General features: G+C 57.9%; 13 protein-coding genes. 5 read left to right on the forward strand and 8 right to left on the reverse strand.

Features of this window, described 5'->3' with window-relative positions:
* The first annotated feature begins 26 nt into the window (after positions 1-26).
* A complete protein-coding gene (locus ACYASS_RS08495) occupies positions 27-1,370 on the forward strand; it encodes a PQQ-dependent sugar dehydrogenase (RefSeq protein ID WP_463585799.1) in 1,344 nt (447 codons plus the stop codon).
* Between the two features lie 203 nt (positions 1,371-1,573).
* Here the strand turns inward: ACYASS_RS08495 and ACYASS_RS08500 are convergent, their stop codons facing one another.
* The 6 genes from ACYASS_RS08500 to ACYASS_RS08525 form a co-directional block, all read right to left on the reverse strand.
* A complete protein-coding gene (locus tag ACYASS_RS08500; RefSeq protein ID WP_087272374.1) occupies positions 1,574-2,110 on the reverse strand; it encodes a C40 family peptidase in 537 nt (178 codons plus the stop codon).
* A 93-nt stretch (positions 2,111-2,203) separates the two neighbouring features.
* Positions 2,204-2,908, reverse strand: coding sequence for a C40 family peptidase (locus ACYASS_RS08505; protein WP_463585800.1), 705 nt, complete (start codon positions 2,906-2,908; stop codon positions 2,204-2,206).
* Positions 2,909-2,985: 77 nt separating this feature from the next.
* The gene (locus tag ACYASS_RS08510) at positions 2,986-3,750 is read right to left on the reverse strand and encodes an NAD-dependent deacylase (RefSeq protein WP_463585801.1); all 765 of its coding nucleotides are present in this window, start codon (positions 3,748-3,750) and stop codon (positions 2,986-2,988) included.
* Positions 3,744-4,448, reverse strand: coding sequence for a DnaA regulatory inactivator Hda (hda, locus tag ACYASS_RS08515; protein ID WP_027902380.1), 705 nt, complete (start codon positions 4,446-4,448; stop codon positions 3,744-3,746). The genes ACYASS_RS08510 and hda overlap by 7 nt, the downstream gene beginning before the upstream one ends.
* A 203-nt stretch (positions 4,449-4,651) precedes the next feature.
* Complete coding sequence (locus ACYASS_RS08520) at positions 4,652-5,725, reverse strand: AI-2E family transporter (protein WP_243245349.1); 1,074 nt, start codon at positions 5,723-5,725, stop codon at positions 4,652-4,654.
* Between the two features lie 341 nt (positions 5,726-6,066).
* Positions 6,067-7,158 (reverse strand): DUF2066 domain-containing protein, encoded by a 1,092-nt coding sequence (locus ACYASS_RS08525; protein ID WP_463585802.1) that lies wholly within the window; start codon positions 7,156-7,158, stop codon positions 6,067-6,069.
* Between the two features lie 325 nt (positions 7,159-7,483).
* On the opposite strand from ACYASS_RS08525, the gene purM reads away from it, so the two are divergent.
* From purM to ACYASS_RS08545, 4 genes are all read left to right on the forward strand, one after another.
* The gene (gene purM, locus ACYASS_RS08530) at positions 7,484-8,542 is read left to right on the forward strand and encodes a phosphoribosylformylglycinamidine cyclo-ligase (protein ID WP_243245351.1); all 1,059 of its coding nucleotides are present in this window, start codon (positions 7,484-7,486) and stop codon (positions 8,540-8,542) included.
* Positions 8,542-9,192 carry a phosphoribosylglycinamide formyltransferase gene (gene purN / locus ACYASS_RS08535; protein ID WP_463585803.1) on the forward strand — a complete coding sequence of 217 codons (651 nt, stop codon included), beginning with the start codon at positions 8,542-8,544 and terminating at the stop codon, positions 9,190-9,192. Before purM ends, purN begins: the two co-directional genes overlap by 1 nt.
* An 8-nt stretch (positions 9,193-9,200) precedes the next feature.
* Entirely contained in the window at positions 9,201-9,914 is a 714-nt protein-coding gene (locus tag ACYASS_RS08540; RefSeq protein WP_243245353.1) for a DUF3108 domain-containing protein, read from the forward strand.
* Between the two features lie 370 nt (positions 9,915-10,284).
* Entirely contained in the window at positions 10,285-10,464 is a 180-nt protein-coding gene (locus ACYASS_RS08545) for a hypothetical protein (RefSeq protein ID WP_243245354.1), read from the forward strand.
* Positions 10,465-10,533: 69 nt separating this feature from the next.
* On the opposite strand, the gene ACYASS_RS08550 is transcribed toward ACYASS_RS08545, so the two are convergent.
* A complete protein-coding gene (locus ACYASS_RS08550) occupies positions 10,534-11,076 on the reverse strand; it encodes a DUF2058 domain-containing protein (protein ID WP_243245355.1) in 543 nt (180 codons plus the stop codon).
* A gap of 29 nt (positions 11,077-11,105) precedes the next feature.
* A complete protein-coding gene (gene mazG, locus ACYASS_RS08555; RefSeq protein ID WP_463585804.1) occupies positions 11,106-11,939 on the reverse strand; it encodes a nucleoside triphosphate pyrophosphohydrolase in 834 nt (277 codons plus the stop codon).
* Positions 11,940-11,970 lie beyond the last annotated feature (31 nt).

Below are 11,970 nucleotides of genomic sequence, written 5' to 3' on the forward strand. Positions count from 1 at the left end.
ACCACTGCCCGTTACGGAGATCGACCATGTTCAAGCTCAAACCGCACTATGCCGTCTTGCTCGTGCTCGCCGCTGGCCTGGCGGGCTGTGGTGAGTCCTCTACCCTGCAAGTCACGGATGGCACCGGCCCATCGCCTAAACTGCCTGAGCCGAACAAGACGCTGATCCCGACGGTCAACATCGCTCCGGCCGTCGGCTGGCCGAAAGGTGGCAAACCGGTTGCCGCCCCGGGCACGCAAGTCGCGGCCTTCGCTGAAAACCTTGACCACCCGCGCTGGCTGTATGTACTGCCCAATGGCGATGTGCTGGTTGCTGAAACAAACTCGCCCGCCAAGCCCGACGATGACAAAGGCATTCGTGGCTGGGTGATGAAGAAAGTCATGGGCCGCGCCGGAGCTGGCGTACCCAGCGCCAATCGCATCACCTTGCTGCGTGACAAGGATCACGATGGCGTCGCCGAAACCCGCACCGTGTTTCTGGAAAACCTTAACTCGCCTTTTGGCATGACGCTGGTCGGCAACACACTTTATGTTGCCGATACCGACCGCTTGATCAGCTTCCCTTATCAGCCTGGCCAAACGTCGATCAGCGCTCAGCCGACCAAAGTCGTCGATTTGCCAGGCGGCACGTTGAATCACCACTGGACCAAAAACGTCATCGCCAGCAAAGACGGCAGCAAGCTGTACGTCACCGTCGGCTCCAACAGCAATGTGGCGGAGAACGGCATGGAGGCCGAGCAAGGCCGTGCCGCCATCTGGGAAGTTGATCCGAACACCAAGACCCATCGCATCTTTGCCTCAGGCCTGCGCAACCCTAATGGGATGGATTGGGAACCGACCACCGGCAAGTTGTGGACAGCAGTCAACGAGCGTGACGAAATCGGCAGCGACCTGGTGCCCGACTACGTGACCTCGGTTCAGGACGGCGGCTTCTATGGCTGGCCCTATAGCTATTACGGCCAGCATGTGGACGAACGCGTGAAGCCACAAAATCCGGAGCTGGTGGCCAAGGCGATTGCGCCTGACTTCGCCGTGGGCCCGCACACAGCCTCGCTAGGTCTGGTCTTCGCAGACGGCAAAACCTTACCTGCACCGTTTAATGAAGGGCTGTTCATCGGCCAGCACGGCTCCTGGAACCGCAAGCCACACAGTGGCTACAAGGTGCTATTCGTGCCGTTCAAAGACGGCAAACCAGCCGGTACGCCGATCGACCTCCTGAGCGGCTTCCTCAACGCCGATGAAAAAGCCCAGGGCCGCCCGGTTGGGGTGGTGAATGACCATCAGGGTGGTTTGCTGGTGGCGGATGATGTCGGCAACAAGATCTGGCGGGTGACGGGAGCGAAGGCACAACAGGCGGGTGTGAAGCCTTAGCGCCAAGGATCGCTGGATCGGGGGCATGCCTTCAGATTACGGTGAATCCACTGACGTCATCGCGAGCAAGCTCACTCCTACAGAAGATCGAATTCCAACTGTAGGAGTGAGCTTGCTCGCGATGACGATGTACGAGTCAGTGCAAATCCAGCTGACACTCAGGGGATGAGAAACCAGCGGAAGAACGTGATCTGCGACCTGTATTACTGATTACGCGCCAGATTCGAAGGTTGAATCACCCGTTTGGCATCCAGATAAGCCTTCTGCCAATAAGGCTTGTCGAGGCTGTCGAGTTTCACGGTGCCGCCGGTAGCAGGTGCGTGGACGAAGCGACCCTCGCCAACGTAAATACCCGCATGGCTGACCTGAGAACCACCGCCTGTGGCGAAGAACACCAGATCACCGGATTGCAGCTGCTCGCGCCCGACGCTGGGTGCGCGCATCACAATCATGTCGCGGGTTGAACGTGGCAGCGCAATACCCGCTGCGTCACGGTAAACAAAACCGATCAGACCGCTGCAGTCAAAACCCGAATCAGGCGTGTTGCCGCCCCAACGATAAGGGGTTCCCACCAGCCCGAGCGCACGGAACAGTACATCTTCGGCAGCAGGGTTGGGGTTTTCGGCGGGAGCAACGATGACCGGGCGCTGAACGACCCGGGGCTGGGGCGGCGGCGCGCTGGCGCAAGCACCCAGTAACGCTGCAAGAGAGATGACCGCAAGGCGTAGCGTAATCGACATAAACACAACAACCCGATGTGGATGCGGCTTACTTTGCCGGGAGCCCGAAAAGCACAAGACAGGCTTATAGCCTGTCTTTGTACGGGACGCTAATTATTTGTGCTTGCGCTTCTTGACCGCTGGTGTCTTGAGCGTAGTTGCGGTCATCGCTGTCGTCTGGGCCGGAGCAGCCGTCGGCGACTCCATGGCCAAAGCGCGTTTGGCTTCGATGAACGTCTTGCTCCAGTACACATCATCCAGGCTATCGACGCGAACACCACCACTGCGACGGCTGCTGGAGTGGATGAACTGGTTGTCGCCCAGGTAGATTGCAGCGTGGCTGACGCGACCGCGACCGGCAGTGCTGAAGAACAGCAGATCACCAGGCTCAAGGTCAGTGCGTTTAACCAGAGGCGCATCAATGTTGATCATTTCACGGGAAGAACGCGGCAGGCTCATGCCAGCCTCTTCGCGGAACAGATAACCGATGAAACCGCTGCAATCAAAGCCAGACTTGGTAGAAGTACCACCGAAACGGTAGCGGGTACCGATCAGAGACTTGCCACGTTCAAGAATGCTGTCAGCCAGAACCGGCAGCTGGTAAGGCTTGTTGTCAGAGAAACGGGCCAGCTCAGCTTCAGTCGCCAACTCTTCCTGCAGGACCGAGCGGTCTGAACGGATGTTAGCGCTAGAAACGCTGACTGATTTGGCGGTTTGCTGCTGTACTTGCTGTTGTTGCGAGACCGGTGAATTGGCGGCGCAACCTATAAGCAGGGTAACAAGTGCGAGAGGCACGAGGGGTGCGAAGCGAACTAGCATGGGCACGACCGTGGCTGATAAATATTAAGAAGCCGCGACTATGCCCACTATCATTCTGATTTGCAAATTCAATCGAACTAAATGTGACTTACCAGTTCGCCCATGACATGTACTGCCCGGCAGGCAAAAAACGCGTCCATTTGTGCGCTCTGATCGGTAGGCGTCAAATTAATTTGCGCCGTAAAACCGCCGCAAACCCTTGTTCTGATTACAGGTTCATGGATGTAGGGGAAGCTGGCCGTGGTACCGATGCTCAGCACTGCATCAAAGCCTTTTGCCATCTCATCATAGAGTGTTTGCATCGCTTGCTCAGGCAACATCTCCTGAAACAAAACGACGGGTGGTCGCAGAACGCCACCACACAATCGGCAAAGAGGAGGAAGTGGCCGCTGCAAATGCACACTCAATTCCGGATCTTCGGCTGCACATGACTGACAGAACAGCGGCGCCATCTGGCCATGAATTTCAATCAGGCGATCTGGCGGGCTTCCTGCGGCGCGATGGTAGCCGTCGACGTTCTGCGTCAGTACCCAACAATCCGGTTTCTTGTGTTGCAACTCTGCAATCGCATAGTGAGCAGCGTTCGGCTGGCCACCCAGGCAGGCTTTGCCCAGTTCGGCGATGTATTTCCAGCACAGCGTAGGGTCACGACGCAGCATCGGCCCGGACAGCGCCATTTCAATCGGCACGCCATCATCAGTCTCGCCGTTATACAAGCCGCCAACGCCACGATAGGTTGGCAACCCGGAATCGGCTGAAAGTCCTGCCCCGGTGATAATCAGAATGCGCTGTGCGGCACGCAGCGCCGATGCGGTTTGCAGCAGCAACGCGGGGTCTACCACCCAAGCGTCTCTTTAAGGAAAGGGATGGTCAGTTTACGCTGAGCCTGCAAAGAAGCCTGATCGAGGGTTTCCAGCAAATCGAACAGAGCACTCATGCTGCGAGTGCCCCGGGTCAGGATGAAATGCCCGACCTCGTCGGTCAGGTGCAGCCCGCGTCGCGATGCACGCAGCTGCAGAGCACGCAACTTGTCTTCATCCGACAGACCACGCATCTGGAAAACCAGCGCCATGGTCAGGCGAGATTTGAGGTCAGGCAGTTTGACGGGGAGTTCGCGCGGGGATTGTGAGGCGGCAATCAGCAAACGACGGCCGCTGTCACGCAGGCGATTGAACAGGTGAAACAGAGCTTCTTCCCATTCCGGCTTGCCGACGATGGCTTGCAGGTCATCAAGGCAGACCAGTTCGTACTGCTCAAGGTTGTCGAACAGTTCGACGCCTTCATCGATCACTTCGGCCAGCGGAAGATAAACCGCCGGTTCGCCCATTTGCTCGAAACGCAGGCACGCGGCCTGCAACAGATGGGTACGCCCTACCCCGTCCTTGCCCCATAGATAGATGAGACTCTCGGTCCAGCCAGCCTCGGCTTCGCACAGGCGCTCGACGTAGCCGAGTGCCGCAGCATTGGCGCCGGGATAGTAGTTGATGAAGGTGGCGTCATCACGCAGACGCACACCCAGGGGCAGCTGAATAGGTTTCATGCTGGCTGAACGGCTCAAGTGAACCGTAAGGGGCCTCTGTGTAAAGTGCGCAAAGTTTATACCCGTGACGCTGGGGGCACAATGCGCCAGACCATAAGCAAAATCAAAGGTTTGCGTGAATTGGGCGCAATGGTAGAGCGCTGTCCTTGTTGGAGCGAGGCTTGCCCGCTCCAACAAGTATCTACGGATCCAAAAGAAGGGATCTACAACTCAGGATCTTCCGCGCCACCGTAAACATCCGACTCTTTATAGAGGTCGTGGGCATGGCGTACCAGAACCATGATCACCGCTGCCACCGGCAGCGCCAGCAGAATACCGGTGAAGCCGAACAACTCACCGCCTGCCAGGATCGCGAAAATCACCGCAACCGGATGCAGGCCGATGCGATCGCCCACCAGCAACGGCGTGAGCACCATGCCTTCAAGCGCCTGCCCCACCATGAACACCGCGGCGATGCCCAACAGCGGATACAAATCACCGCCAAACTGGAACAGCCCGGCCACCAGCGCTGCGCCGATACCGATCACAAAACCCATATAAGGCACGATGGCGGCCAGACCGGCGATAACCCCGATCAACAGCCCCAGCTCCAGCCCGACCAGCATCAGCCCGGCCGCATAAATGACGCCCAGGCCCACCATCACCAGCAACTGCCCGCGAATGAATGCGCCCAGTACTTCATGGCACTCGCCTGCAAGCTTGACCACCTGCTCTTCGCGGTGGCGCGGTAACAGGCCACGAATCTTGGCCATCATCACGTCCCAGTCCCGCAGCAGGTAGAAGCACACCACCGGGATCAGCACCAGATTAGTGATCCAGCCGATCAGTGCGAGGCTGGAAGCTGTAGCCCTGGACAGCACAGCGCTAACGATATCGCCGGTCTGGCCCATGTGTTCCGAAATAGCCGCTTTGACCTTGTCGAACTTCCAGAAACCATCGGCCAGACCAAATTTGGTCTGCACCCACGGCAATGCCGTGTGCTGCAGCCAGTCAAGCATCTGAGGGGCAAGCTCGTAGAGGCGGAACAGTTGCTTGGCGAGCATCGGCACCAGAATCAGCAGCAGGCCCATCAGGATCAGCGTAAAGAGGCCGAATACCGCCACTACACTCAAGGTCCGCGACAAGCCCAGTTTTTCCAGTTTGTCGGTCAGCGGGTCACCCATGTAGGCCAGCAACAGCGCCACCAGAAAGGGGGTCAGGATCCCGTGCAGCAAGAACACAAACAGGAACAGCAGAACGACTCCGCCAATCCAGAACCAGCGCCGTGTGTCAGTCATCAAAGCCCCTCAACTAAAATAAAAAGCCCGCTGGAGAATCTACGTTGGCCTGCAAACAAAATTCCCGGTCGGTCCCACAGATGAAACGGGTTTTCCTGAGGGAGCTACCCAGCATCCATAACACACCGCTGTCTCGGGGCAAACATAGGACCTTTAGGAGCTGCCGAAGGCTGCGATCGCAGTGTGTCAGGATAAATGCTTCGCAGCCTTCGGCAGCTCCTACAGAAAAACATTCAGATCAGGTAGTTATATTTTGTTTGATAAGAGCGAGCGGGCGGCGTCCGCTCGCTCCAACAGATCCAGTCTTGCGCTCTTAACCGACAGCTTGCCGCGGCGATAAGTCACCAGCGGAAGTAAATTTGCGGCGCGCTCACCGGAACGATTGTCGGCCCAGGCGCCTGAACGGGTGCTGTAGCGTCAACCGGTGCCGGAGCAGGTTGTTCAGGTGTAGCCGGAGCCGTCGGTGCCTGAGCAGCCTCGGATGCCGGGATTTCCTGCAGCTTGGCCAGCGACAGTTGCGAACGCAGTTGCTCGGCAGTGCCATTGACTTCATAAATGATGCGATCGCCCTCAACCTGTTTCAGACGCGCGCCAAACGGTTCGAGTAATTGCATCAGTTGCGCATAACGCTCAAGGGTCATGCCCTGCACCTGCATCAGCAAACCGCTGGAGGCGCCAGGCTTGGCAACAAAGCGCGGTGCCAGGCGTTCACTGACCGCCAGCAGCACGGCGTCAGCCAACGCCTCGGAAGTCGCCGCGGTCGCAGTACCCTGTTCGCGCTGATCGCCCATCCACAAACGCCATTTTCCCTGCCATTGCCCGGCGTCTTCCTTGGCATGCACTGCCAGCAACGCGTCCGCGCCATACCGCTCCGAAGCTTGCTTCAATGCGGTGGGATCAGTGCCTTCGATGTTCTTGGCGGTGCCGACGCCCTGCTCTTCAAGATCAGCCAGAGGCAGACGCAGCGGCAAGGCGCGATGCTGGGCCGCACGCCGCAGTGGCTCGGCGGAGCTCTGACCGTCGCCCACCAGGTTGGAGCCTTCGGTTGCATCGTTCAGCCACCAACCAAGAATCGTTGGCCGGTTGCTACCCCACAATGAATAACCGGCCTGACGCAGCACACGGTCAGTGCTGGCCGGATCGAAATCCACCAACAAGGTTTCCGGCGGGCCAGCTTCGTAGCCGTACTGGCTGATGACTTGTTGCGGGTCCTTGCGCAGTTCGGCCAACGAGGAGCCCTTTGGCGCACGAGCGTCGCCGGTCAGACGCAGGATCATGGTTTCCAGTGCAGCCTGAGTGGCACGGCTGCGCTCATCAGGAGACTGGCCACTGACCGGTTCACGGACTTGATACAGATTGTTCACGGTTTCAGCGAAGCTCGGCAGACTGAGCAGTGACAGGCAGCCGGCAAAAAACAGATTTGAAAGACGCATGGACAGTTCCCGAACGGAAAAAAGCGGCAAGAAAAGAAACCGCGTCGAAGTGACTGGCGTGGGTGAGACCGCAAAAGGCAGCCAAACATTCACATTAAAGATGAAGGCTACACCTTACACAGTCTGGGGCAGCACACTGACACACAGTTTTTTTGCTTTCAATGAGCCAGCCCGTCGGCCTAAGGATGGCCGCTAAGGCCCAAGCCTGATAAAATCGCGCGCCTTCGCAGACTGGCGATGGTGGCGGCCCGAAAAACTGCATGCAGCTTTTCAGAGGCCCCGCTGTAACGGTCGATCCCCCGAATCCCCCCTAAAGGCCTGGATTATGAGCAAGCAACCCTCCCTGAGCTACAAAGACGCCGGTGTAGACATCGACGCCGGTGAAGCATTGGTCGAACGCATCAAGAGCGTCGCCAAGCGCACCAAGCGGCCAGAAGTCATGGGCGGCCTGGGTGGCTTCGGCGCCCTCTGCGAAATCCCGGCAGGCTACAAGCAGCCCGTTCTGGTTTCCGGTACCGACGGCGTCGGCACCAAGCTGCGTCTGGCGCTGAACCTGAACAAGCACGACACCATTGGTATCGATCTGGTCGCCATGTGCGTCAACGACCTGGTGGTCTGCGGTGCAGAACCGCTGTTCTTCCTTGATTACTACGCTACCGGCAAACTCAACGTCGACACCGCTGCCGACGTGGTTACCGGCATCGGCGCTGGCTGTGAGCTGGCGGGTTGCTCGCTGGTTGGCGGCGAAACCGCTGAAATGCCAGGCATGTACGAAGGCGAAGACTACGACCTGGCAGGTTTCTGCGTCGGCGTAGTGGAAAAGGCCGACATCATCGACGGCTCCAAAGTCGCTGCCGGTGACGCCCTGCTCGCCCTGCCATCTTCGGGCCCGCACTCCAACGGTTACTCGCTGATCCGCAAGATCATCGAAGTGGCAGGCGCAGACATTGAAAACATCCAGCTCGACGGCAAGCCGCTGACCGAACTGTTGATGGCACCGACCCGCATCTACGTCAAACCTCTGCTCAAGCTGATCAAAGACACTGGCGCTGTCAAAGCCATGGCCCACATCACTGGCGGCGGCCTGCTGGACAACATTCCTCGCGTATTGCCGGCCGGTGCCCAAGCGGTAGTCGACGTGGCAAGCTGGCAGCGTCCAGCCGTATTCGACTGGTTGCAGCAACAAGGCAACGTTGCCGAAAACGAAATGCATCGCGTGCTGAACTGCGGCGTGGGCATGGTGATCTGCGTTGCTCAGGAGCACGTTGAAACGGCGCTGAACGTTCTGCGTGAAGCCGGTGAGCAGCCTTGGGTTATCGGTCAGATCGCCACCGCTGCCGAAGGTGCTGCGCAAGTCGAGCTGAAGAACCTCAAGGCGCACTGATGCCCGCACCCTGCGATGTAGTGGTGCTGCTTTCCGGCACCGGCGGCAACCTGCAAGCCATGATCGACAGCTTCAAGGGCGGGGATCACCCCGCCCGCATCCGCGCGGTGATTTCCAACCGCGCCGATGCGTTCGGTTTGCAGCGCGCCAGAGACGCAGGTATCGATACCTGCGTTCTTGACCACAAGGATTACGATGGTCGCGAGGCCTTTGATGCCGCGCTGATCGAGCTGATCGACACCTTCCAGCCCAGGCTGGTTGTCCTCGCGGGCTTCATGCGAATCCTGACCGCTGGCTTCGTCCGGCACTATCAGGGGCGCCTGCTGAATATCCACCCTTCCCTGCTTCCTCTCTATAAAGGCTTGCACACCCATCAGCGGGTGCTGGATGCTGGCGACGCCGAGCACGGCTGTACCGTGCACTTCGTCACCGAGGAACTCGACGGCGGACCACTGGTCGTACAATCAGTGATTTCAGTGGAGCCTGGCGATACGCCTGGCTCTCTTGCCCAGCGTGTTCATGTCCAGGAACACCATATTTACCCATTGGCTATTCGCTGGTTTGCCGAAGGCCGCTTGAGCCTTGGCACAGAAGGCGCATTATTGGACGGGCAGTTGATCGCCGCCAATGGCCACTTGATTCGACCCTAGGAGATATTATGCGTCGCGCTTTGCTGTTCGCTTTCGCTCTGCTCGCACTGCCTGTCACTCAGGCCGCAGACCTGCAACCATTCTCCGCCAGCTACACTGCCGACTGGAAACAATTGCCCATGAGTGGCACGGCTACGCGCAGCCTGGAATCGGGCCCGAACGGCGTCTGGACCCTGAATTTCAAGGCGTCCATGATGATCGCCAGCCTGACCGAAGTCAGCACGCTGAAAGTCGACAAAGACACCATGCTGCCGCAGACCTACAACTTCGAGCGCGGCGGCCTGGGCAAGTCGAAAAAGGTTGATCTGGCGTTCGACTGGTCCAACAAGTTCATCACTGGCAGTGACCGCGGCGACGCCGTCAAACTGCCTCTGAATCGCGGCGTGCTGGACAAATCCACGTATCAACTGGCTTTGCAGCACGACGTGGCGGCTGGCAAGAAGAGCATGAGCTATCAGGTCGTCGACGGTGACGAGATTGATACCTATGACTTCCGCGTGCTGGGCTCCGAGAAGGTCGCTACCAAAGCGGGCCAGATCGACGCCATCAAGGTCGAGCGCGTACGTGACCCGACACAAAGCAAGCGTATTACCGTGCTCTGGTTCGCCAAAGACTGGGACTACCTGCTGGTTCGCCTGCAACAGGTCGAAACCGATGGTAAGGAATACAACATCATGCTGCTGGACGGCACGGTGAATGGCAAAGCGGTCAAAGGCAGCTGATAGCCGCCTGACCGCAATCAAAAAGCCCCGCCATCGTGCGGGGCTTTTTTGTGCTCGTGAAAGCCCGGACAGTCAGATCGCGCTCTGTCTGTAGGAGTGAGCTTGCTCGCGATAAAAATTCATCAATTCAAAAAACTTCCCCTGATGAAACACTATCGCGAGCAAGCTCACTCCTACAGAAAACAACCACATGAAATAATCTTCATTTACCTGACAGACCCGCTGTAGCCTTTATAAATCAAGGCCTCCAGCATCCCGCCCGCTGCTGCAACCGAACATGAAAAAAACCAACTATTTACGTAGCGAGCTAACAAATTCTATAACTGAGGCCTGCGACAGATCGCCGCAGTCCACGTCAGGAGTTTGAACGATGACCGTAAGAGTAACTGAACGCGACGACGCCCATATCTCCCATGAAAGCATTGCCGACGGCATTCAAATCTGGGACGTCTACCAGCAGGATCAACTGGTCGGCATGTTTCATATCGAGTCCGATGCACAGCGATACAAGATGGAACTCGAAGCGCAGGAAAACCAACGCAGTCAGTAATCCGCAACATCAGAATCGCCTTAAAAACAAAACCCGCACTTGGCGGGTTTTGTTTGGTTACGAGTCAGATCACCACATCAGATCATCAGGGATCTTGTAAGCCGCGTACGGATCATCGCCGTCGGCTTTCTCTTCAGTCGGCTCGCTGAGCATCACGATGCGACGTGGATCGCGCTCCTGAATCTTCAACGCCGCCTCACGCGGGATGACTTCATAACCCCCGCCATGACTGACGATCGCCAGCGAGCCATTGCTCAGTTTGCTGCGCATCAGGTTGTTGACCGACAGGCGTTTGACCTTCTTGTCATCGACGAAGTTGTAGTAATCCTCGGTCGTCAGCTTTGGCAGACGTGACCCTTCAATCAACTGCTTGACCTGAGCGGCCCGAGCCTTCTGCTCGACCTTCTCCTGGTGCTGACGATTGAGCTCCTGGTCGCGCTTGACCTTCTCGGCCGCCGCTTCCTGAGCCGCACGCTTCTGCGAGTCATCGATTTCGATCTGGCCCTTGTGCGCCAGACGCTGTTCTTTCTGCTTGTCTTTGCCGACCTGTTTGGCCTGCTTCTGGTTGACCAGACCTGCCTTGAGTAACTGATCGCGAAGGGAAATGCTCATTGTCTACTCACTTATGCAGAGGCAGCAGCTCAGCCACAGCTGGGCGCTTTCTTTTCCTGACGTTTGGCTTCGCCCCACAGAGCGTCCATTTCTTCGAGGGTGCAATCTTCCATGGGACGCTGGGTGTCGCGCAATGCCTGTTCGATAAATCGGAAGCGGCGTTCAAATTTACTGTTCGCGGCGCGCAGCGCATTTTCGGGATCAACCTTGAGATGCCGGGCCAGATTGACCGCAGCAAACAACAGATCACCCACTTCTTCGGCGATGCTCTCGGCGTCGTTGTCGGCCATGGCCTCCAGCACTTCATCCAGCTCTTCGCGAACATTGTCGACTACTGGCAGCGCTGAAGGCCAATCGAAACCTACCTGCGAGGCTCGTTTCTGCAACTTGACCGCACGGGACAAGGCTGGCAGCACGGCGGGCACATCATCAAGCAGCGACAATTGCTCGGGCGCACTGGCTTTATCCGCGCGCTCCTGAGCCTTGATCTCATCCCAGCGCTCTTTGACCTGCTCGTCTGTCAGGCGCGGGGTTTCCAGAGGAGCGTACAAGTCGCCGGTAGGAAAAACATGAGGGTGACGGCGAATCAGCTTGCGGGTAATCCCATCGATGACGCCGTCAAACTCGAAACGCCCTTCTTCTCGGGCCAGTTGGCTGTAATACACCACCTGAAACAGCAAATCGCCCAGCTCTCCCTTGAGATCATCAAAGTCACCGCGCTCGATGGCGTCGGCCACTTCGTATGCCTCTTCAAGGGTGTGCGGCACGATGCTGGCGTAATTCTGCTTCACGTCCCATGGGCAACCGTATTGAGGGTCGCGCAGGCGGGCCATGAGGTTGAGCAGGTCTTGGAGAGAGTACATGGGGTTCCTGGTTCAGTCAGACTGCCACCGG

Source organism: Pseudomonas sp. HP_14, assembly GCF_055283875.1.